The following is a 20,175-nucleotide window of genomic DNA, read 5'->3' on the forward strand; positions in this document are numbered from 1 at the left end:
TAGAAAGACATCGGAAAAGGGAGGTGCATGCCTTCCTTGGAGAAGGCAGTTGTTTTGGAATTTATTAATTTACTAGCAGTCGCTATTCTCATTTTGTTAACAGGTTTTTTTGTTGCCGTAGAATTTTCAATCGTAAAAGTGCGGCGATCCAGAATTGATCAGCTTGTCGCAAAAGGAAAGAAAGGTGCTAAAGCGGCAAAGCATGTCATCACTCATCTTGATGAATATTTATCAGCCTGCCAGCTGGGCATCACAGTCGCAGCTTTAGGACTGGGCTGGCTTGGAGAACCGACTGTGCAAACCCTGCTTCGGCCGCTTTTTCATAAAGCAGGCTTAAATGAATCGCTTACCCACCTTCTTTCACTTGTCATCGCCTTTTTAGTGGTGACGTATTTAAGCGTCGTCATCGGGGAGCTGGCGCCAAAGAGTTTCGCCATTCAAAAAGCAGAAAGCATTACATTGATGCTTGCCAAACCGCTTATTTGGTTTTATAAGATCATGTTTCCATTCATTTGGCTGCTGAACCACTCTGCCCGGTTGATTACAGGGGCGTTTGGACTGAAGCCGGCATCAGAGCATGAGCTGGCATATACAGAGGAAGAGCTGCGGGTTCTTTTGGCAGAAAGCTATAAAAGCGGTGAAATCAGAAAAAGCGAATTAAAATACATGAATAATGTCTTTACCTTTGATAAGCGAATGGCAAAGGAAATCATGGTGCCGCGAAATGAAATGGTCAGTTTGTCACTTGATGAAGACTCCATTCCAAACCTGGAGGAAACAGTGAAGCAAACAAAATATACACGGTACCCAGTTGTCAGAGAGGATAAAGATAATGTCATTGGCGTAATCAATATGAAAGAAGTGCTGTTTTCAATGCTGTCGAAAGATTTCTCATTAAAAAAGCAGCAAATTGAACCTTTCATTCAGCCTGTTATCCACGTTATTGAGACAATTCCGATTTATAAATTGCTGCTGAAAATGCAAAAGGAACGTACTCATCTGGCGATCCTCATTGATGAATATGGCGGGACTTCCGGTTTGGTCACTGTCGAGGATATTATCGAAGAAATTGTAGGAGAAATCCGTGATGAATTTGATGCAGATGAAGTGCCTCATATCCGCGAGCTCGGAAAGGATCATTACTTATTAAATGCAAAATTATTAATCAGCGATGTAAACAACCTGCTTGGAACAGATTTATCAGACGCAGAAGTAGACACCTTGGGCGGCTGGTTTCTCACACAAAACATAGACGCCGAGCCTGAAAGTGTCATTGAATATGACGGCTACTCTTTTAAGGTAAAAGACATCGACAGCCATCACATTTTATTTATAGAAGTAAAAAAAGCTGAATAGCCCGAGGGAGGCTGTTCAGCAGCTTTTTTCAGCAATGGCATCAACACTCTTCTATCTTAAACCCTTTATTGGCCAGGGCTTTAGCAAGACTTTGCTCGGTTTTCACATTCGAAAAATCCAGACCCAGCTTCACCACAGTTTGGGCAATTTCAGGTCTGATTCCTGAAATAATTGTCTCAATGCCGAGCAGTTTGGTGCTGTCAATCACTTTAAAAATTTGATAGGCCACCATTGTATCGACGATGGGAACACCTGAAATATCTAAAAATAAATATGAGAGCTTTAACGCTGAGCACTGCTGCAGCACCGACTCCAAAATCGTCCTCGCTCTGTACGTATCAATTTCACCGACAAGCGGAAGAATCCCTATCCCCTCAGATATCGGCATAATCGGCGCACTCAATTCATTAATCATTTCTTTTTGCGCGTTTAATTGTATCATGGTGACCTGGTAATATTCTTCAGTAAAAACTTCGATGATCTCATCAATGGTTTGATTCAAAATCTGGCTCCACTCACAAATGTCCTGAATGCTGATTTCTTGAGAGGAGGCTTCGCTGAATTTCTGAATCCATTCAAACATGACGTGCCTGAAGGCGTTAAACTGGCCGACACTTTCTGTTACAGTCACTTCATGAACGGCACGGTCTCTGGCACATTGAAGAGACCATCGATTGAGCTCATCCTTTACGTCTTCTGCTTTGCTAAGGGATTTCGCCACGATGGTCACTAATGATTCGTGCTGGTCTAATAACTTTTGTTCTAATTTTTGCTGATCTTTAGCGGTATGCAGCCAGTTTCCTTTTGACGTGCAAGTTTCCAGCCATTGTTTCATAATATCTTCTTTGTGCTCTGTTACATGCTGATCAAGAGCTATCATCTTAATGAGCTACCTCCTGTTTTTTAAAAATATATGCTTCATATGTATAACATGTCTGCCTCTACACATACTATGTTTACATTCAATGGGCTATAGCCAAGCGGTAAGGCAATGGACTTTGACTCCGTGATCGTTGGTTCGAATCCAGCTAGCCCAGTTTCTGAACAGGTGAAAAACCGAAGATAAGCTGATTCGTATAAATCAGCGGATCTTCGGTTTTTCATCATGCAGATTGATGAACTGTTTTCTTCTTCGATAACTTCAACAGTTCTCCCGGATTATAACCAATCACCAGCTTTTTGTTGTCCACAAGAATCGGACGTCGCAAAAGCTTCGGCTTCTCGATTAAAAGTTCCAGCACCTCATTTACCGTCATCTCTTCAATGTTTAGATTTAAATTTTTGAAGGTCTGGCTTCTTGTCGCTAAAATTTCATCAATTCCTTCTGTCGTTAATGATAAAATGTACCTCAATTCTTCCACTGTCGGGGTTTCTCTGAATAAGTGCCGTTCGTTAAATTCAATTTGATGCGCTTTAAGCCAATGTTTTGTTTTTCGGCATGACGTGCAGCTTGGATATGAGTAAAAAATTAATTGTTCCATTCGTTTTTTTCCTCCTCAGTTAACCATCTCTTTGTAGAATAACTACCCGGATCATTTTTTATTTAAACCATTTACAGAACTTTTTTTCGGATTATTTTTAAAAAACCATTCATATAATAGAAAACGCAATCAAAGGAACAAATTCCATTTGTATATCAATAATGAAAATGTTTACATTTATAGGTGTGATCTATTATAATAGCAATCAGAGGGACTCTCGGGAGGGGATAAAAATGAATCGCATGTTCCGGGTGTTAGGATTTTGGACGGGAATTTTTGCAGTCATGTTTTATTTGGGTGATATGAAAGATGCTTCCCTTTTATTTTTTGGACAGACGATCTTATTTGTATTTCTATCGTATTTGAACTTAACTGAACGCATGTATATTTATATTTTTGGGGCTTATTTAACGATTTTCTTCGCCGGCTTTACATATTACTCGATTTTTATTATGGTGCCCGGCGGCGGAGGCCATTAAATGCAAAAAGAGACAAACCTTCTCGGTTTGTCTCTTTTTTTACAATGAAAACCCATTTAAAAACGGATTTTGATCCTGCTCTGTCTGCACGTCTGTTTCAAGGCCATGGCCGCTTAACACCAACGTGTGCTCCGGCAGCGTTAGCAGTTTTTCATGAATGGACGTCAGCAGCGTCTCTTGATCGCCGCCTATTAAATCAGTACGCCCTATGCCGCCTTGAAACAGGACATCACCGGAGATCACCAAGTCTGCATCCTTCACGTAGTAAGAAACACTGCCTGGCGAATGTCCCGGCGTAAATAATGTTTCTAAATGAAACGGTCCGATATTCAGCTCACCGTCTCCTTCAATCAGATAATCTGCAGGCTTAGCTGTGATTTCTATCCCTCGCAGCATGCCGGAGCCGTTTAAAGAGGCATCCGTAAGCCAATTCTTTTCATTCTGATGCAAGTAAACAGGGATATCCCATTTTTCTCTCACTTCATCAAGTGCCCCTATATGGTCAAAATGGGCATGTGTAAGCAAAATGGCTAAAGGCGTCAACCCTTTTTCTTTTATGTATTGATTGATTTTATTTCCTTCGCCGCCCGGATCAAAAATCAGGCATTGATCATCATTGATGAGAAAATATGCGTTCGCTTGAATCGGCCCTACTGGCATTCGTCTCCATTTCACTTATATCACCTCTTTCTTTTTTATGTTCCTATTATGAGGGTTTTTGAAAAAAGATTCAATCAATCGCAATGAAAACGCTATCGACAAACCTATAAAAAACAGGTAGAATAAAAATGGAAAGAATTGCAGGTTTTTCAATGTAAAGGGGGCTGCGTAATGTTACTTGTCGTGATTTTCGGCCTTGTCGCTCTTTTCGCTTTATGGGGAGTCTTGCGTTCTGTTAAAAATAGAAATATACTTGGATTTTTATTGGCCGGAGCCACCTTATTTGTCTTTGGCTGGTTTACCGTGATGACCGTGATAAACAGCGGCTATCCAACTGCACATTAAAACCTGTATCCGATCGGATACAGGTTTATTTTTATTGCTGTAAATGTTTATTGACACTTTCAATTTTGCTTTCAAGCGTCGTTTTTTTGTCACGCCTGTCATCGATGCGGATGTTCGTTGCCACTCTGTGCAGCCCTTTTTGAAACGGCGCTTCGTGAATAGCCTGAATGACTGTGAAAAGGTCACTGAGTTCTCCCTCGATCAGCGTATTCATCGATGTCAGCTGGTATTTGATTTTCCCTTCAGCTTTATACCCTTCTAAAATCTTTTGCACATCGGCCACGTAAGCACTTACACTAGGTGTTTCCGTACCAATTGGGATAATGGTTACATCTGCGATAGCCATCGTTATTCCATCTCCTTTTGATCAATGATGAGTTGCTTCATTTCATGTGATTTCAATAAAATGATCTGCTCAAAATGAAAGCCGTATAACGCATATTCCCCGTTCGGAGATATTTGAATCGGCTCCATTTCCGGCAGAGAGAAAAGGTCTTTTGCCTTTCCCGATGCCACATTGACAGCTGCGAGCTTATATGCATCGCCGCTTTCTCTAAACGTATAAAACAGGCCTTTTGCTTCATCATAGTCATACTCCATTGGAGCCAAACTTGTATATTTCGTTTGGAGCGGCCATTCCGCTGTAACTGGCGATTTTGTTTGCGGCGTTTTAAACTGATACGTCCCTTTTTCTCTGGAAGCTGGTTTGACAGTAAAACTCATTTGATGAAAAGAATCAAAGAAGAGAACGTCATCCTCGAGCTTCTGTTCCGCTTTGGAGACTGTATCGAATGTATATAAAGGCCCTGACTTATCGTCTCTTCCCTCTTTTATATAATCAAATGTGTTTTTGGATGTCCAATGAATAAACGGAACCTGTATTGGACATAAGGAAGTCTCATCTTTTTTAGCATCCACCTGATATGTATGGAAATCCCAGTTTTCAGTGAATACCGTGACCATCATTTGATAAGGATCATATTGATTCCAAGCAGCCTCTAGTTCATACGTTTCGTAATCTTTTTGGTAAAGCGTCTCTCCTTTTGCATTAAGCAAAACAACTGCCGTCTTTTGGCTGTGTGTGATTTGCAGCAAAATCATCTGCTTCCTCGGATTAATTTGAACATCAACGATTTGACCATCCGTTTGATAGAGCTTTTTCGCTTTGCCGGTAAAGATGCGGTACGCAAAAAGCTCCGTTTTCGTCGGATCAGACGCGGTATATAAAATTGTACTGTTATTAAGCCATCCTTCCATTCCATCCGCTTTTTCCGCGGAAAGCGGTATGATGTCTTTTTCCTCATCTTTTGCCGCCGCTGCCTGTTTTTGCTGCTGATGAGATGGTTCGCATGCCGATAAACTAAACAGCAATGCCGACAACAGAATGAAACAAACTGATCTCATCAGCCTTCCCCCCGATCATCTTTATTGTCTCATATTTACTTCGGCAGAAAAAAGAAAAAGTTTCAGTTACTCATGAAAAAATAACGCCCTCCACAAAATGCCGTTTGTGGCGTTATAAATATGTGAAAACTGCTGAAACGGCAAAGGATTTTGGCCTTTTCCAAGTTCCACCGTATATCCTTCTTTAAAATAATGGTGAATAAACCAATCGCGAAATCCCGCATAGCTGTCTATATCCCGTATTCCTTTATAAATGTTCCCGCTTAACTTCTCAAAATCCTTTATGACAGCAGCAGATTCTTCAGGCTCAAGGCCTTTATAGCCCCAATAAATTTCTTCCCCCTGAGTATGGAGAGCCAGCAGTCTGTCAGGCGGATTCTCCGTTATCAGCCGGTACATCGCGATGGATTCCGGCTCCGTGAGTGGAGAGATTCCCGGAAAATCGCGGTAGCTGGGTGCTGTAGGTTTGCGGTATTTTTCAATTTCCCATAGTGACGGAAATTGTTTATTTAAATCGACTCCGTTTATGTTTGCCTTCCATTCATTAAAATTCGGACGATGATCATTTAGCCTTTCAAGCTCATCTTTCCTTGCTCCCATGCCTTCTGGTCCGTTCAAGACAAGATCAACGCCATCCGGATTAACAAGAGGTACGAGAGACAAGGATGTGCTGCTGAACAGCTTCATGGGAGAAAAGCCAAAAAAAGGCGAGTTGCAGCATAATGATATACAGTATTCCTTAAACCATTTCAGCAGGACAGACGTTGTGATCCACTCATTCGCATGAAATGAGGCGTTCATATGAACCTTTTTTGCGGCATGCCCCCCGCCAGTTTTTAGCTCCCAGATTGGCCTGCCGAGTACAGAACGGCCGATTTCCCGGCATGAGACAAACGGAAACACATCAATGATCTTCTTTATTTCCTTTTCAACAGCTGAAGCATCATAGATTTTTTCTTGCTCCACCCAGTTATCAGAAAGGTCCAGCTGCCGAGGCTGTAAAAAGCTCTTTATGTCCTGAATGGTTTGAAGCTCTTTATCGTTATACTCTTCTATAAGATAACCAGGACAATACAATTGATGTTTCTGTGCGGATCGATTTGAACTTCTAAGCAATTCCTCGTCTATCTTCAGTTCTCTCGCCACTCTGGCCAAATTGTGCTTGATCTCAGGTTTCACCATAATAAACGCCATCATCATCCTCCTTTTTTGTTACTATATGACAGCGTATTAAAAAAAAGAAAGCCTCCCGCCACTTTGATGCGGGAGACATTATGATTACGATGCCTGATCAAGCATTTGTTCTTCTTTTCGTTTTGACGAATTGTCCAGCCTTTTTTGATCATAAAATCGTAACAAATCTCCATAAATGATTTCATCAGAAAGTGATAGCTCCTGTTTTGCTTTATCAGCAAATGCTTCACATTGTTTTGCCTCTTTTAGCGGCTTTCCTGTCTCTTTGTCATAACAAGCACCATCTGTATAAACAACCTGATCCGTAATAAAACTCCCGTCCCGTAGTACCGTAAAGTCCAGTTTTTCATCTGAAAGCAGATCGTTTCCGAATTGAATGTGATCTTTCGTATCAATTCCTAAAAGATTCATCAGCGTCGGCCTGATATCAATCTGCCCGCCTACAGTTTCAATGGTTTGCGGCTTTTTATCGGTAATACCGGGAATATGAATGACAAGCGGCACCTTTTGGAGCTGCACTTCTTCAAATGGTGTAATCTCTTTCCCTAAGAATTGCCCCATCGCTTCATTATGGTTTTCCGATATCCCATAATGGTCACCGTATAATACGATAATAGAGTTGTCGTATAACCCGTCTTCTTTCAGCTTTTCGATAAACCGTTTCAACGCCTCATCCTGATAGCGCACTGTCGGGAAATATTTATTTAGCGTCTGGCTGCTTGAATCATATTCATCAATCAATTGATCCTCTTCATCTAGATCAAACGGGAAGTGGTTCGTCAGTGTGATCAGCCTCGAGTAAAACGGCTGAGGCAAATTTTTCATCAGCTCTGAAGACTGCTCAAAAAATTCTTTATCCTTCAGCCCCCAGCCGACAGAATTTTTGTCAGTTACGTCATACGAGTTAATATCAAAAAACGAATCATATCCAAATGAGTCGTACATTAAATCACGATTCCAAAAGCTTTTATTATTCGCGTGAAGCACCGCTGAATAATAGCCGCTGTTTTTCAAAATCTCGGGTGCGGCCATGTATTGATTGCCCGCATTTGTAAAAAACACGGCACCTCGTCCAAGCGGATACAGTGAATTGTCCACGATGAATTCTGAATCCGATGTTTTCCCCTGGCCGGTTTGGTGGTAAACATTATTGAAGTTGTAGCTCTGTTTTATAAAATCATTCAGAAAAGGCGTGATTTCTTCACCATTCATCTTTTCATTAATCACAAAGCTTTGCGTCGACTCTAAGGATACGAGAATGACGTTTCTTCCTTTTGCAGCGCCGAATAAGCTTTTGTTGGCATCTTTCGCATTAGCGGTTACGTAGTTTTCAATTTCCGTCAGGCTGTTGCTGTCAGCCAAGGCCCTTTGTGCGGACTGTTTTGACTGAAGAACACCGTCGTAAATATGAAAATTAAACAGGCTGATGTTTTTAACAAGCATTTCCCTGTCAAATGAGCGTGTCAATAGCTGAGGTCTTTCCGCTTCAGACAGGCCTAAATTGAAGAAATAAACAGAAGCAACAAACAGAAAATATGCCGCCCGTTCATTTTTCGTGGAAGGAATGTCCGATTGAAAAGCTTTTTGCCGGATGTGAAGCCATATTAAAACCGCAATATCTACAGCCAATAGGAGGTCTGTCGGCTCAAGAAGTGTTCCGATGCTGCTTCCGAGATCACCCATATTGCTCGTTTGAAAAAGGACAGGGATCGTTAAGAAATCATTGTAAAATCGGTAAAAAACCATATTAGCCAGCAATACAAACGTAACAAGACAGCTCATCGCGATAATGTAGCGATTTCTGCTTTTGCCTTTTAAAAACAGGCTGAAGCCAAAGATGAGCAGCAAAAAGCTCAATGGGTTGATAAACAAAATAAATTCCTGCGTTAGATTGTCGATTTTAATATGAAAACTGGTTTTGTAAACAGCATACGTTTTCAGCCACATCAATAAAATGGCAATCAGCATAAATGAAATCTTCGAAAAAAACGTTTTTCGCATTTCAACCTCCTATGCAGCACGCTCAAAAAATCAGTCTATTCCCAACATTCTCATTAACACATCAAATTAAATCTTAACCTGAACATAACGAAAAATCAATTTCATTTACACAATTTTAACAATTTTGGTGTTTCAGCCATTCATTTTTAGCGATCCAAGCGCCTCCGATAACGCCGGCATCATTTCCAAGTGCTGCGATTGAAATATCAGCCGCTTCGGCTGCCCGCGGAAACGCACATTTGCGGAATGTTTTCTCGACTTTGGATCTCAGCAGTTCTCCGGCTCTTGAAACACCGCCGCCAAGAACGATTTTTGATGGATTAAGCGAGCTTGCCAAATTTCCCAGCACCACACCAAGATGCTTGGTCACATAATCAACCACTTCAAGGGCAATTTCGTCATTTTCACCCGCCGCTTCAAATACATCCCGCGCTGACAATTGTTCAGTTGCTTTTAAACGTGTCGTCTGCTTAGCTTTTGCAATTTTCTCTTTTGCAATTCTTACAATTCCGGTTGCCGACGCAATCGTTTCGATACAGCCCGTTTTGCCGCAGTTGCAAGGCGCCCCGCCTTCAGGAATGCTACAAATATGGCCGATTTCCCCGCCGGCGCCATTTATGCCATGTACAATTTCACCATTTGCAATGATGCCGCCGCCAACTCCTGTGCCAAGCGTCACGAGAATGACGTCTTTCGCGCCATCACCCGCTCCCTTCCACATTTCCCCGAGCGCAGCAATATTTGCGTCATTTTCTATAACAGCCGGGATTCCGGTTTCTGTCTCGAGATGGTTTTTTAAAGCATAGTTTTTCCACCCCAGATTTACCGTTTCATAAACGACTCCTGCCGCCATATCTACAGGGCCTGGTGCGCCCATTCCGATGTATTTGATGATATGCTTCGGTTTTTGCAGTTCATCCAGCTTACTGTCGATTGTTTTTGCAATTGTAACGGTAATGGTGTCGCCGCTTTTATCAGTCGGGACTTCCCACTTATGCTGAATTTCACCATATTGATTAATAAAAGCGAGTTTAATTGTCGTTCCTCCCAGATCAATGCCCGCAAACCATATTTCGTCCATTTTTATCACCTTAGCCTTTACATCAATCTCTTCCGTTTTTTTGTTTGTTCCAATTCTTTTCGAAGGACCGCTGCCGCTTTGGCCCACTGCTCCTTCTCGATCATGTGATTCATGTATAATTCCTTTAATTCGTCTAGCATAAACTCAATTTCAAGCTCTCTGTCCCCAAAGTAAACAATGTGGCCAAACGTTTTTAAAAGCTGCTGCACATCATAAAATGTATTCATTTTCCTCACCATTCTTGATCTTAACTATCATAAGCGTATTCATATGGAAGCGGCCAGTCAAGAAGAAAACGCTGACAAAAAAGCCAGCCTCCTTACCATCTTCCATTACTAAGATTCTTTATTATTTTCAATTTGCTACTGCAGCTCCTTGTAGCGCTGCTCCTTCGGCTTCAGTTTTACAGCCGACCTGATGGCCTTTTCTGCTTGAGCAAGCTCATTTTTTTCAGCATACAATAAGGCTAAATTGTAATATGAGGCATGGTCTTTAGGTTCTTTTTTCACTGCTCGTTCCAAAAGGGAAACCGCCTGATCATATTCGCCGATTTGAATATCAGAAACAGCCAGAATTTTCAAAAGATCGGCAGAGGCATCTTTTTGCTCTGCTTCTCCGTTCAGCAATTCTGTTACTTCTTCATACTTTCCTTCCTGATACAGCTCATTTGCCTGCTGAATCAGCGCTGACTCCTGGTGTGAAGGCGAATGCAATCCGTAATATAAAAATCCGGCCGCCAAAGCAATCAGCAAAACCGCTGATAACAATCTTTTTCCTAAGGCTCCGCCTTTGGGCAACCCCAGTGCTGCAGCAGCGAAAAAGCCGCCAATCAAGCCGCCAATATGTCCCGAATTGTCTATATTCGAAACCGCAAAACCAAAGCCAAGGTTGATGATAATGATGACAATAATATTGGTTCCAATGGTTCTTAAAAACATTTTCCGATTTGACAAAGCTACATACAGCAATGCGCCTAAGCATCCGAATATGGCTCCTGAAGCGCCCGCTGAAGGATAGGGACTGAACACAAAGCTCGCGATTGAACCTGTAATGCCAGCCGCCAAATAAATCAGCAGAAATCTGCCCGATCCGTACATCCGTTCAACCGCTGTACCAACTGACCATAAAGCAAGCGTATTAAAGGCTAAATGCGTTATGCCGATATGAAGCACAATCGGAGTCAGAAGCCTCCACCATTCTCCGGCTGCAATCAGACTGTTTTCCTTTGCTCCAAAAGCGACCAGTGTCTCCGTATTTGTGCTGCCCCCGTTTATTTCAAGCAAGAAAAACATTAAGACCTGAAACGCGATGAATAAATATGTAAAGATTGGTTTTCCGTTTTGAAAAACCGCCGCTTCATTTTTTCTCTTTTCTTCTTGTTTCAATACGAGCGAAAGGAAGCGTTCTCTCGCCATTTGCACGTCTTCAAATGAATTACGGGCTTCTGTGCATTCTTCTGCAGGAAATGATGGAAAAACAGCTTGAAGATCATCATGAAGCATCGTTCCCCTCACGACCGCCGGCTCAACTGACACAGTTCCGTTCTCAAAGGGCTTTTCGGCAATCTCTTCCCAGTCATCAACAGGGGCTTCCGCTGAAAAAAATACATTCAGCAGCTTCATCTTGCGTCTGCCAAGTTGCTTTCTGACTCGTTCTACCCGCTCAGCCTGCTCTTCGATATCTCTTTCCATTTCTTGACGGAAATCAAGGTCATGCTTATAAAGGCGAACCAGATCATGAGAGGACTTGTCCGGTGCTTCCAGCCATATTTCATCTGACTCACCGGCTTGTATGACGCCATACCCGCTTTTCACTAGGTGCGCCGCGATTTTCCAATATGTATACTCCAGCAAATACATGTTTACCGCTCCAATGGTTTTTTCTCATTATAACAGCTGGCGCTCCGAACGCCTACTGAAAGCAAAAAATCCCGTTTTTCACGGGATTTTAGAAAGCTTGCTGTATAAATTTATTACGGATAAACGGAATTCTTAAAAAGAAATGGATAAAAGACCGCCTGATTCCTGGCTGGCTGAGTACGGTATTCATAAGACGGTAGCGATTTTGATAAAACATGACGGCAGAAACAGCGAAAATGGCATAAATCATAATTTTTTTCATTATATCCCTCCTGCCAATAGGATTTGTCATTCTTTCTTATTTATTCTTAAATAAGGAGCAGGAAAGTTATGAAAAACAAGAAATGATCTGATCCTCTGTTATCAGCTTATGTACTGGGATGTCATGCGGCTGACGGGGAACGTGCGCAAACAACTGGCACTCCAAAAGCAAAGAGACTGTCTTCCCTTTATAATCGCTTAAAAAACGGTCATAATAACCGCCGCCAAAACCGATCCTAAACCCGTCAGTATCAAAACAAACACCCGGAACGACTATCAAGTCAATTTGCGAGGGTTTCACTTCTTTTGTTTTTTCAATCATCGGCTCAAGAAGTCCGGCGTAAACGGTTTCGAGCTGATCATCGGTCTGATATGTGCGGAATTGCATTTTCTTCGTACCAGGGTCGCATTTTGGAATACAAACTTGCTTTCCTTCTTTCCAAGCCTGCTCAATAACTGGACGCGTCGATATTTCCAGCCCTCTGGAGATGGTGACGGCAATGGTGCTGGCATTTTGCCACCCCGGCAGTGAAAACAAATGCTTGTACATACGTGCTGTTTTTTGAATAAGATCTTCACTTGATACAGCAGATAGTGCTTCCATCGTCTTTTTTCTTAATTGTGATTTCATCTCTCATCCCCCCTCGGAATAGAAAAAAAGCCAGAACCTTTTTCAAAGCTCTGGCTTTTTTCTCACACCTCAAACAGCTAGGCTGTTATTTTGTTTCACGGTGTAACGTAGATTTTTTATCACGTGGGCAATATTTTTTAAATTCAACGCGGTCTGGATTGTTGCGTTTGTTCTTTTTAGAAATATAGTTACGCTCACCACATTCAGTGCAAGCCAAAGTAATATTAACGCGCATTATTTTCCCTCCAAACTAAAATCATTTACTTATTCAGACTTATATATAATACCACTATAATGGACGGAATGCTAGGCTGTTTTTCAATGAATTGCTGAATTATTGATGATACGCTTATAAAGCTGTAAATATGATTCCGTAATGAGCCGGGGATGGTGGAGTTTGATCACCTGTTGTCTGCCGGCTTCTTTTATCCGGCGGGCTTTTTCCCGGTCTTTTAACAACCTGTCCAGTAGATCAGCCGCTTCCTGTGCGTGCATAAAATCAACGGCGATTGCCGTTTTGTCATGCAAGGCATAGTCACAAAAGCCGCCCGACTGGGAAACGGCAGTCAGCACACCTTGTTCCATGCTTTCTTGCGCGGCAAGCCCAAACGGTTCATAAAAACTAGGGAAAACAGCCATTTCACAGCGAGACAAAAATGCTCTGAGATCCCTTCTATGCAGAAACGGCAGGAACATGACATGTTCCTTCAGGTTCAATGCCGCAGCCAATTTCTCATAGGAGGACAGAGACGGCCCTTCCCCAGCCAGCACTAAATGCAGATCAGGCTGGCGCTGCCTCAAGATAGCAAACACCTTTAACAGCTGAGAAAACCCTTTTTCCGGAACAAACCTACCAAATGAAAATAGGAACCTTTTATTCATACTCCGTGGAATTTGCCCCTTATCTTCCTCCATAGATGCAGGACTCGGGATAACGGTTAGTTTTTTTCGTGTTGCCTTATCAAGAGCCCGTTTCATAAAAGTGCTTAATACAATCAGTTCATCAGCGGATTCTATAAGGAGCCGTTCGGTCTGAAGTCTGTATGGATGCGGTGCTTCTTGGCACGCCTTCTTCCTTTCGCTTTCAAGACCGTGGATTGTCGCAGCAAGCGGAAGGCCAAGCCGTTGTTTCAAATCATGAGCAGCGGGGGCTGTCATGTCGTCATGGGCATGAATCAGATCAAAGCGTTTATTGCAGGATAACACATGCTGAACGATTGTAAAGTTGGCATCCGCTATAAAATCTTCAAACTGCGCATATGAAAACAGCCGCCTGCTTGGAGTACAAACTGTTATATTGATATGCGGTTTTAAATAGGAAATAAGACGGTTTAAATGGACACCGAGCCCGCTTTTCGGCTCATTGGGATGTTCGAGTGAAAGCATGAGAACGTTCATCGTTCTTTTTCTCCTCTCCCATAACACGTGTAGGCAGAAAATTGCTTCTCCCACCTGATGTGCGCGTCCTCAGTCTGAAAGCTTTTTATATCACTAATCCCATTTTCAGCAAGATAGATGTCCTCTGTACCAGCGAGCTTGAGAGAGACATTCATTGAGTTAACAATTCTATATTCAGCCCGATATACAGCATCACCAGCCGCCTGTCCAATTGTCCATTCCCCTTTATGATACGTTGTGCGCTTTGTCCTGACAGCTTCGATGCCTTTTCTTTTGATGACAATGCGCAATTCTTTTATCATATCCTGCGGCTTTTCGAAAAGCACCGCTTCAGCCAGCTGCATTGTTTCTTCCGAGAGATCCCAGCACACGGTCAAGGTGTGAGCGTTTTGAATAATCATGTCGAATGTGTCCCTAAAAAAAGAAAGCTTATGTCGTATATTATAGGGAAATGGGTATTTATCCATGGACTTCTAACATTCTCCTTTCCTATCGGTCACTCAGTGTTCCTATTAAACCATTACCTAGAGAGGAAGCAAAGAAAGATTTCTCGACAAAATCTCGTTTTTTTCGCGAATTCCTTTAGAATCGATTGGTTTTATGGTATAAAAAAGAAGGATAAAAAAAGAATAGAAGGTGATGAAACGTGGAAATTGCTATTATTGCGTTGTTTATCGTCAGTATAGCGCTAATTGCATTCTCATATTCTCAAAGAGATCCGATGAAAGATGTTGAACAGGAGCTCGAAACACTTCAGCTTTCTGCGATGCAGGAAATTTACAAGCTCAAAAAGAAAATGACAGTGCTTGAGGAAGAATTACTGGAAACAAACCTTGTCATCCGCAAATCAAAGCATAGCGACATCAATCAAAAGATCGCTAAACAAATACTTTCTAAATATAATAACGGCATGTCCGCTGAAGCCATTGCTAAAGCTGAGCATGTATCAGTGGAAGACGTGAATACGATTATCAAAGATAACGAGAAGGTGCTCGTATGACAAAACGGGGCATTCAGGCATTTGCTGGCGGCATCATTTTAGCGACAGCCGTTCTTGCAGCTGTTTTTTATCTGACAGACGAAGATCAGGCCGCTGCTGTAAAAGAAACTAAAACAGTAACCGAACAAGACGTGAACAATTACCTTGATTCTAAAAAAATGGTTTCTGTTAACCGTGATGAATATCAAAAACTTCTCGATTCAAAAGAGAAATCCTTGAACGATGACAGCAGCTCAGACACGAAAACAGACAAAGTCAAAACATACAAGCTCACAATTAAAGACGGCATGAGCACCGCAGATGTATCTGCTATTCTTGAAAAAGAAGGCATCATTTCCTCGGCTCAAGACTTTAACGACTATGTCATTGATGCCGGCTATCACAAAGAAATCCGCGCCGGCGAGTTTAAAGTAAAATCAGACATGAGTTTCAAAAAGATCGTAAAAACGTTAACACGATAAAAAAACAGGCTGACTGTCAGCCTGTTTTTTTATCCAAACTTTCCTGTAATGTAATCAAGAGTTCTTTGATCCTGCGGGTTAGAGAACATTTTATTGGTATTGTCGCATTCAACAAGCTCGCCCATGTAGAAAAAGGCGGTTTGATCAGAAACCCGTGCTGCCTGCTGCATGTTGTGCGTGACGATGACAATGGTATATTTATTTTTCAGCTCAAGAATGAGTTCTTCAATTTTTCTCGTTGAAATTGGATCTAGAGCAGATGTCGGTTCATCCATCAGCAAAATATCAGGATTTGTCGCAAGCGCTCTGGCGATACAAAGACGCTGCTGCTGGCCGCCTGATAGCGAAAGGGCTGATGAATGCAAACGATCCTTCACCTCATCCCATAACGCCACGTCTTTTAATGACTTTTCCACAATTTCCTGAAGCTTCTTTTTATTTTTGGTGCCGTGGACTCTCGGTCCATAAGCAACATTATCAAAGATAGATTGCGGAAACGGATTCCCTTTTTGGAATACCATGCCGATATTTTTTCGTAAATCTACGATATCCACTTTACCCTTTAAAATGTTGCTGCCATTATAGTTCAGCTCACCTGCAAGTTTTACATTCGGCGTCATTTGAATCATTAAATTCAATGTTTTAATAAAGGTCGATTTCCCGCATCCTGATGGTCCGATAATCGCCATGACCTCGTTTTCATGAATGCTTAAATTGATATTTTTCAAAGCATGATGCTGTCCATACCATAAGTTCATTCCATTGACTTGATAGACTTCCTGTTTCATTACAGCTTCGGTAGCAATACTCATTGCAGCCCTCCTATCCGAATTTCCCGTTAATATAATCCTCTGTCTTTTGCTGCTTCGGACTGGTGAAAATCTGTTCAGTCTGTCCGTATTCTACAAGCTCGCCGTTTAAAAAGAATGCCGTCCGGTCAGAAACCCGCAGAGCCTGCTGCATATTGTGCGTGACGATAATAATCGAGTATTCGCTTTTTAATTCTGTAATTAATTCCTCTATTTTTGCATTTGAAATCGGATCTAGCGCTGAAGCTGGTTCATCCAGCAGAAGAACGGCCGGCTTCATCGCAAGCGCTCTCGCGATGCATAAACGCTGCTGCTGGCCTCCCGATAACGAGAGTGCAGATGAATGCAAACGATCCTTCACCTCATCCCAGAGTGCTGCTTTTGTTAAGCTTTCTTCCACAATCTCATCTAAAACAGCTTTATTCCGCTCTCCGGCATATTTCAATGCATGTGTGATATTCGCATAGATTGATTTCGGAAAGGGATTCGGTTTTTGGAAAACCATTCCGATTTCTCTTCTTAAGCTGACAACATTAATATTGCCACCCAGTATATTTAACCCTTCATAAAGGATTTCACCTTCAGCTCTTGCAGACGGAATTAAGTCATTCATTCGGTTAATGTTTCTCAAAAAAGTAGACTTTCCGCATCCTGACGGCCCAATCAAAGCGGTCACCGCGTTCTTTTCAATATCCATATTCACATGGTGAACCGCTTGTTTAGTTCCGTAAAAAATAGATAGATCCTTCACTTCGAGCACGTGGCGCTGTTTTGGAACGAAAACAGCACGCTCTGGCTTTTCTTTTACCATTTGTACAGACATGTTTTTTCGCCTCTTTCCGTTCTAATTTGCCGTAAGCTTTTTGTAGATCATCGTGCCAAGCCATCTTGCTGCGAGATTAAACACAAGAACAGAAATCACCAGCACCGCAGAACCTCCGTTGGCAATCGCTTCAGCATCCGGAATGATTCCTTGCGTATTTACGTTCCAAATGTGAACCGCAAGTGTTTCAGCTGGCCTGAAAATATTAAGCGGCGATGTTTCAGAAAACGGGTTCCACTCCGTAAAATTAAGACGTGGCGTTGTCAGACCGGCTGTAAATAATAATGCCGCTGCTTCCCCGAACACCCTTCCTGACGCTAAAATTGCTCCTGTGATGATAGAAGGAATCGCACTTGGAATTAAAACCGTTTTTACAGTATGCCAGCGTGATACACCTAAAGCGAGAGAGGCTTCCTTCAGATCTTTAGGGACCGAACGGATCGCATCTTCTGTCACACGCACCATGACAGGAAGGTTAAAAACAGTTAACGCAAACGCCCCGCCTATGATCGTATATCCCCAGCCTGTTAAGTTGACAAACATCAATAATCCAAACATTCCAATGACAATAGACGGAAGAGACGAAAGCACCTCTATACATGTTCTGATGAAATCAGTCACTTTGTTATTAGGCGCGTACTCAGCCATGAACACTCCGCCGCCCACACCGAGCGGGATTGTAATCAGCATCGTAATAAACAAAATATAAAAGGAGTTAAACAGCTGGTCGCGTATTCCTCCTCCAGCTGCAATGGCGCTCGATTTTGTCGTAATAAAGTCGAAGCTTAGCTGAGAAACACCGTTTATAATAATATAGGAAAACAAGCCTACTAGAATTGCTGCGATAATGGCTGCGCACAACCCAAACATTCCAGTCACCAGTTTATCTGTTATTTTGCGGTTCATTACACTTTCCTCCTAGATGACAAGTAGCGAATCAGCAAGATGAACAAGAATGACATCACCAGAAGCACAAGCCCCATTGACCACAGCGTATTGTTTTCAACACTGCCGTATGTGGTGTGGCCCATATTCAGCGTAATGATCGTTGTCAGTGTTCCAGCAGTGTCAAACAGGCTTTCTGGCAATACTCTTGTATTTCCAATGACCATCTGAACAGCCAAAGCTTCACCAAACGCCCGTGCCATACCAAGCACAACAGCCGTCATTAATGTTGGAAAGGCTGCAGGCACTAGTACTTTTCTGATCGTCTGCCATCTAGTCGCACCTAACGCGTAAGAACCTTCTCTTAAGCTCTTCGGAAGGGAAGCCATCGCATCAGCAGAGATCGATGTGATGGTCGGCAGAATCATGATAGAAAGGACAATCGTTCCCGCCAATAAACTGTGCCCTGTCCCGCTCGATTTGAACTGGGCGATAAATGGCACCAATACTGTAAGACCTATGAATCCATAAACAACAGATGGAATGCCGACTAAAAGCTCAATTACCGGCTGCAGCACTTTCTTTCCCCAATTCGGCGCAATTTCTGTCATGAAAATCGCACCTGCAATGCCAAGCGGCGCAGCAATGAGAGCAGAAAGAATCGTTACTGCAAATGATCCAAAAATAAATGGCAGCACTCCATATTTCGGATCAGTATCTGTAGGGTTCCAATTTAGGCTCGTTAAGAATTCAATTGGGCTTACACCATTTACAAGAAAAGATTGCAGCCCCTTAACGCCGAGGAAAATAGTGATCGCAACAGATGCCGCTATCATAATAAGCGCACAAGCTGTCACAATCATTCTTCCCCGAACTTCATCCAATTGCCGATTTTGCCTTGAGCTGATCAAACGCTCGCTCACAGACATATTTTCTCTATTGTTTATCATTGTTTTACACTCCTATGAATGTGTTAAGAGGAGAAACGGTTGTCCCCGCACTCCTCTTTTTATTAAGATCAGCTTTGCTTCCCGTTGGCATCGCGTGTCACTTTCATATCAGTAACCGGAATGTAGCCTTGGTCGGTAACAATGCTTTTTTGAATGTCTTCACTCTTTAGATAATCAAGAAATTCTTTAGCTAAATCTGATGCTTCACCTTTTGTGTAAGAATGCTGATAAGCCCAGATCGGATACTCGCCAGTTGCAACATTTTTCGCTTCAGGTTTTACGCCGTCAATTGATAGAGCCGTTACTTTGTCATCTGTTAAATATGAGAATGCAAGATATCCAATCGCTCCCGGTGTGTCAGTAATGATCTTTTTCACTGTGTTAGAAGAATCTTCAGTAATGCCTTCTGCAGGTTCTTCTCCGTCAAGCGCATATTTCACAAATGTAGCACGTGTGCCAGAAGAATCAGGACGGTTTACAAGTGTAATCTTTTGGTCTTTGCCGCCAAGCTCTTTCCAGTTTTTGATTTTGCCAGTGAAGATTTTTTTCAATTCATCTTTTGAAATATCCTTCACTCCAGCATCAGGGTTTACAGCTGCTGCCATACCAACTACTGCGACTTGATGATCGACAAGCGCTTTTGCATCGATCCCTTCTTTTTCTTCAGCAAAAACGTCTGAATTCCCGATCTGAACAGCTCCTTCAGAGACTTGAGAAAGCCCTGTTCCAGAACCGCCGGCTTGTACCTGTATATCTGCATCAGGGTTTTCTTCCATAAATTTTTCTGCCGCTGCAAGTACCAATGGCTGCATAGCCGATGAACCAGAAATGGTTAAAGAACCTGATGCCTTTCCTTCTCCTTTTGCAGAATCGCTATTCGTTTTTTCACTTTCTCCTGCATTTCCGCATGCAGCTGCAATCATCATAAAAGCAGCCATCAGAAGCATAAGCACCAATTTGTTTTTTTTCATTTCCTGAATTCCCCCTGCGTATAATGTGTAATTTGTCCTACACGTATAGAGTAAAGGTTCTGTGTAAAAAGGGTTTGAATCGAATGTTAAGCTTTTGTAAATCAGTGCGTTTTTTTGTATAAAAAA

25 protein-coding genes and 1 tRNA gene are annotated in these 20,175 nt (G+C 42.2%); 6 read left to right on the forward strand and 20 right to left on the reverse strand.

The window, feature by feature from the left end:
• Positions 1-27 precede the first annotated feature (27 nt).
• The gene (locus tag AC0C66_RS05210; protein ID WP_472973506.1) at positions 28-1,356 is read left to right on the forward strand and encodes a hemolysin family protein; all 1,329 of its coding nucleotides are present in this window, start codon (positions 28-30) and stop codon (positions 1,354-1,356) included.
• A 40-nt stretch (positions 1,357-1,396) separates the two neighbouring features.
• Here the strand turns inward: AC0C66_RS05210 and AC0C66_RS05215 are convergent, their stop codons facing one another.
• A complete protein-coding gene (locus tag AC0C66_RS05215) occupies positions 1,397-2,236 on the reverse strand; it encodes an STAS domain-containing protein (RefSeq protein ID WP_014114406.1) in 840 nt (279 codons plus the stop codon).
• A gap of 86 nt (positions 2,237-2,322) precedes the next feature.
• On the opposite strand from AC0C66_RS05215, the gene AC0C66_RS05220 reads away from it, so the two are divergent.
• Positions 2,323-2,393: transfer RNA gene (locus tag AC0C66_RS05220), tRNA-Gln, on the forward strand.
• Positions 2,394-2,459: 66 nt separating this feature from the next.
• On the opposite strand, the gene mgsR is transcribed toward AC0C66_RS05220, so the two are convergent.
• The gene (gene mgsR, locus AC0C66_RS05225) at positions 2,460-2,837 is read right to left on the reverse strand and encodes a transcriptional regulator MgsR (protein ID WP_003226302.1); all 378 of its coding nucleotides are present in this window, start codon (positions 2,835-2,837) and stop codon (positions 2,460-2,462) included.
• 233 nt (positions 2,838-3,070) lie between these two features.
• On the opposite strand from mgsR, the gene AC0C66_RS05230 reads away from it, so the two are divergent.
• Entirely contained in the window at positions 3,071-3,316 is a 246-nt protein-coding gene (locus tag AC0C66_RS05230; RefSeq protein WP_003226300.1) for a DUF2626 domain-containing protein, read from the forward strand.
• A 39-nt stretch (positions 3,317-3,355) separates the two neighbouring features.
• On the opposite strand, the gene AC0C66_RS05235 is transcribed toward AC0C66_RS05230, so the two are convergent.
• On the reverse strand, positions 3,356-3,991 hold the full coding sequence (locus tag AC0C66_RS05235; RefSeq protein WP_472973507.1) for an MBL fold metallo-hydrolase: 636 nt from the start codon (positions 3,989-3,991) through the stop codon (positions 3,356-3,358).
• Positions 3,992-4,147: 156 nt separating this feature from the next.
• Here AC0C66_RS05235 and AC0C66_RS05240 point away from each other — a divergent pair, with 156 nt between their 5' ends.
• Complete coding sequence (locus AC0C66_RS05240; RefSeq protein WP_014114408.1) at positions 4,148-4,321, forward strand: DUF2759 domain-containing protein; 174 nt, start codon at positions 4,148-4,150, stop codon at positions 4,319-4,321.
• A gap of 31 nt (positions 4,322-4,352) precedes the next feature.
• Here AC0C66_RS05240 and AC0C66_RS05245 read toward each other — a convergent pair whose 3' ends face one another.
• From AC0C66_RS05245 to AC0C66_RS05300, 12 genes are all read right to left on the reverse strand, one after another.
• Positions 4,353-4,667, reverse strand: a complete 315-nt coding sequence (locus AC0C66_RS05245; RefSeq protein WP_472973508.1) for an MTH1187 family thiamine-binding protein — start codon at positions 4,665-4,667, stop codon at positions 4,353-4,355.
• A 2-nt stretch (positions 4,668-4,669) separates the two neighbouring features.
• On the reverse strand, positions 4,670-5,725 hold the full coding sequence (locus tag AC0C66_RS05250) for a YqgU-like beta propeller domain-containing protein (protein WP_114150378.1): 1,056 nt from the start codon (positions 5,723-5,725) through the stop codon (positions 4,670-4,672).
• A gap of 66 nt (positions 5,726-5,791) precedes the next feature.
• Positions 5,792-6,922 carry a M14 family metallopeptidase gene (locus AC0C66_RS05255; protein ID WP_472973509.1) on the reverse strand — a complete coding sequence of 377 codons (1,131 nt, stop codon included), beginning with the start codon at positions 6,920-6,922 and terminating at the stop codon, positions 5,792-5,794.
• An 81-nt stretch (positions 6,923-7,003) separates the two neighbouring features.
• The gene (locus AC0C66_RS05260) at positions 7,004-8,920 is read right to left on the reverse strand and encodes an LTA synthase family protein (protein WP_014114411.1); all 1,917 of its coding nucleotides are present in this window, start codon (positions 8,918-8,920) and stop codon (positions 7,004-7,006) included.
• A 115-nt stretch (positions 8,921-9,035) separates the two neighbouring features.
• Complete coding sequence (gene glcK, locus AC0C66_RS05265) at positions 9,036-10,001, reverse strand: glucose kinase GlcK (RefSeq protein ID WP_061186871.1); 966 nt, start codon at positions 9,999-10,001, stop codon at positions 9,036-9,038.
• A 17-nt stretch (positions 10,002-10,018) separates the two neighbouring features.
• The gene (locus tag AC0C66_RS05270; protein ID WP_061186870.1) at positions 10,019-10,228 is read right to left on the reverse strand and encodes a YqgQ family protein; all 210 of its coding nucleotides are present in this window, start codon (positions 10,226-10,228) and stop codon (positions 10,019-10,021) included.
• A 135-nt stretch (positions 10,229-10,363) separates the two neighbouring features.
• A complete protein-coding gene (yqgP, locus tag AC0C66_RS05275; protein ID WP_461845612.1) occupies positions 10,364-11,860 on the reverse strand; it encodes a rhomboid protease YqgP in 1,497 nt (498 codons plus the stop codon).
• Between the two features lie 88 nt (positions 11,861-11,948).
• Complete coding sequence (locus AC0C66_RS05280) at positions 11,949-12,122, reverse strand: hypothetical protein (protein WP_003226278.1); 174 nt, start codon at positions 12,120-12,122, stop codon at positions 11,949-11,951.
• Positions 12,123-12,188: 66 nt separating this feature from the next.
• Positions 12,189-12,752 (reverse strand): 5-formyltetrahydrofolate cyclo-ligase, encoded by a 564-nt coding sequence (locus tag AC0C66_RS05285; protein WP_072181768.1) that lies wholly within the window; start codon positions 12,750-12,752, stop codon positions 12,189-12,191.
• Positions 12,753-12,837: 85 nt separating this feature from the next.
• Positions 12,838-12,987, reverse strand: a complete 150-nt coding sequence (gene rpmG / locus AC0C66_RS05290; RefSeq protein ID WP_003153056.1) for a 50S ribosomal protein L33 — start codon at positions 12,985-12,987, stop codon at positions 12,838-12,840.
• An 83-nt stretch (positions 12,988-13,070) separates the two neighbouring features.
• Positions 13,071-14,150, reverse strand: a complete 1,080-nt coding sequence (locus AC0C66_RS05295) for a glycosyltransferase family 4 protein (protein WP_072181767.1) — start codon at positions 14,148-14,150, stop codon at positions 13,071-13,073.
• Positions 14,147-14,617 (reverse strand): hypothetical protein, encoded by a 471-nt coding sequence (locus tag AC0C66_RS05300; protein ID WP_072181766.1) that lies wholly within the window; start codon positions 14,615-14,617, stop codon positions 14,147-14,149. The genes AC0C66_RS05295 and AC0C66_RS05300 overlap by 4 nt, the downstream gene beginning before the upstream one ends.
• Positions 14,618-14,796: 179 nt before the next feature.
• Here AC0C66_RS05300 and AC0C66_RS05305 point away from each other — a divergent pair, with 179 nt between their 5' ends.
• Positions 14,797-15,150: a hypothetical protein gene (locus AC0C66_RS05305; protein WP_003226272.1), complete on the forward strand. Its 354-nt coding sequence runs from the start codon at positions 14,797-14,799 to the stop codon at positions 15,148-15,150.
• The gene (locus tag AC0C66_RS05310; protein ID WP_014114420.1) at positions 15,147-15,611 is read left to right on the forward strand and encodes an endolytic transglycosylase MltG; all 465 of its coding nucleotides are present in this window, start codon (positions 15,147-15,149) and stop codon (positions 15,609-15,611) included. The genes AC0C66_RS05305 and AC0C66_RS05310 overlap by 4 nt, the downstream gene beginning before the upstream one ends.
• 29 nt (positions 15,612-15,640) lie before the next feature.
• Here AC0C66_RS05310 and pstB (AC0C66_RS05315) read toward each other — a convergent pair whose 3' ends face one another.
• The 5 genes from pstB (AC0C66_RS05315) to AC0C66_RS05335 all read right to left on the reverse strand — a co-directional run bounded on the left by pstB (AC0C66_RS05315) (position 15,641) and on the right by AC0C66_RS05335 (position 20,049).
• Positions 15,641-16,423, reverse strand: coding sequence for a phosphate ABC transporter ATP-binding protein PstB (pstB, locus tag AC0C66_RS05315; RefSeq protein ID WP_061186865.1), 783 nt, complete (start codon positions 16,421-16,423; stop codon positions 15,641-15,643).
• A 10-nt stretch (positions 16,424-16,433) separates the two neighbouring features.
• Positions 16,434-17,243, reverse strand: a complete 810-nt coding sequence (gene pstB / locus AC0C66_RS05320) for a phosphate ABC transporter ATP-binding protein PstB (RefSeq protein WP_072181764.1) — start codon at positions 17,241-17,243, stop codon at positions 16,434-16,436.
• Positions 17,244-17,264: 21 nt separating this feature from the next.
• Positions 17,265-18,149: a phosphate ABC transporter permease PstA gene (pstA, locus tag AC0C66_RS05325; RefSeq protein ID WP_461845613.1), complete on the reverse strand. Its 885-nt coding sequence runs from the start codon at positions 18,147-18,149 to the stop codon at positions 17,265-17,267.
• Positions 18,149-19,078: a phosphate ABC transporter permease subunit PstC gene (gene pstC / locus AC0C66_RS05330; protein ID WP_013308020.1), complete on the reverse strand. Its 930-nt coding sequence runs from the start codon at positions 19,076-19,078 to the stop codon at positions 18,149-18,151. Before pstC ends, pstA begins: the two co-directional genes overlap by 1 nt.
• 68 nt (positions 19,079-19,146) lie before the next feature.
• On the reverse strand, positions 19,147-20,049 hold the full coding sequence (locus AC0C66_RS05335; protein WP_088679284.1) for a phosphate ABC transporter substrate-binding protein: 903 nt from the start codon (positions 20,047-20,049) through the stop codon (positions 19,147-19,149).
• Between the last annotated feature and the right edge of the window lie 126 nt (positions 20,050-20,175).

It is taken from the genome of Bacillus sp. VA13, from assembly GCF_055710085.1.

Coding starts and splice junctions, on each gene's coding strand:
- AC0C66_RS05230 (WP_003226300.1), top strand. CDS start 3,071: ATGAATCGCATGTTCCGGGTGTTAGGATTTTGGACGGGAATTTTTGCA.
- AC0C66_RS05245 (WP_472973508.1), bottom strand. CDS start 4,667: ATGGCTATCGCAGATGTAACCATTATCCCAATTGGTACGGAAACACCT.
- pstB (WP_061186865.1), bottom strand. CDS start 16,423: ATGAGTATTGCTACCGAAGCTGTAATGAAACAGGAAGTCTATCAAGTC.
- pstC (WP_013308020.1), bottom strand. CDS start 19,078: ATGATAAACAATAGAGAAAATATGTCTGTGAGCGAGCGTTTGATCAGC.
- pstA (WP_461845613.1), bottom strand. CDS start 18,149: ATGAACCGCAAAATAACAGATAAACTGGTGACTGGAATGTTTGGGTTG.
- pstB (WP_072181764.1), bottom strand. CDS start 17,243: ATGTCTGTACAAATGGTAAAAGAAAAGCCAGAGCGTGCTGTTTTCGTT.
- AC0C66_RS05255 (WP_472973509.1), bottom strand. CDS start 6,922: ATGATGGCGTTTATTATGGTGAAACCTGAGATCAAGCACAATTTGGCC.
- mgsR (WP_003226302.1), bottom strand. CDS start 2,837: ATGGAACAATTAATTTTTTACTCATATCCAAGCTGCACGTCATGCCGA.
- AC0C66_RS05280 (WP_003226278.1), bottom strand. CDS start 12,122: ATGAAAAAAATTATGATTTATGCCATTTTCGCTGTTTCTGCCGTCATG.
- AC0C66_RS05210 (WP_472973506.1), top strand. CDS start 28: ATGCCTTCCTTGGAGAAGGCAGTTGTTTTGGAATTTATTAATTTACTA.
- glcK (WP_061186871.1), bottom strand. CDS start 10,001: ATGGACGAAATATGGTTTGCGGGCATTGATCTGGGAGGAACGACAATT.
- AC0C66_RS05285 (WP_072181768.1), bottom strand. CDS start 12,752: ATGAAATCACAATTAAGAAAAAAGACGATGGAAGCACTATCTGCTGTA.
- AC0C66_RS05240 (WP_014114408.1), top strand. CDS start 4,148: ATGTTACTTGTCGTGATTTTCGGCCTTGTCGCTCTTTTCGCTTTATGG.
- AC0C66_RS05310 (WP_014114420.1), top strand. CDS start 15,147: ATGACAAAACGGGGCATTCAGGCATTTGCTGGCGGCATCATTTTAGCG.
- AC0C66_RS05260 (WP_014114411.1), bottom strand. CDS start 8,920: ATGCGAAAAACGTTTTTTTCGAAGATTTCATTTATGCTGATTGCCATT.
- yqgP (WP_461845612.1), bottom strand. CDS start 11,860: ATGTATTTGCTGGAGTATACATATTGGAAAATCGCGGCGCACCTAGTG.
- AC0C66_RS05250 (WP_114150378.1), bottom strand. CDS start 5,725: ATGAGATCAGTTTGTTTCATTCTGTTGTCGGCATTGCTGTTTAGTTTA.
- AC0C66_RS05295 (WP_072181767.1), bottom strand. CDS start 14,150: ATGAACGTTCTCATGCTTTCACTCGAACATCCCAATGAGCCGAAAAGC.
- AC0C66_RS05270 (WP_061186870.1), bottom strand. CDS start 10,228: ATGAATACATTTTATGATGTGCAGCAGCTTTTAAAAACGTTTGGCCAC.
- rpmG (WP_003153056.1), bottom strand. CDS start 12,987: ATGCGCGTTAATATTACTTTGGCTTGCACTGAATGTGGTGAGCGTAAC.
- AC0C66_RS05300 (WP_072181766.1), bottom strand. CDS start 14,617: ATGGATAAATACCCATTTCCCTATAATATACGACATAAGCTTTCTTTT.
- AC0C66_RS05215 (WP_014114406.1), bottom strand. CDS start 2,236: ATGATAGCTCTTGATCAGCATGTAACAGAGCACAAAGAAGATATTATG.
- AC0C66_RS05335 (WP_088679284.1), bottom strand. CDS start 20,049: ATGAAAAAAAACAAATTGGTGCTTATGCTTCTGATGGCTGCTTTTATG.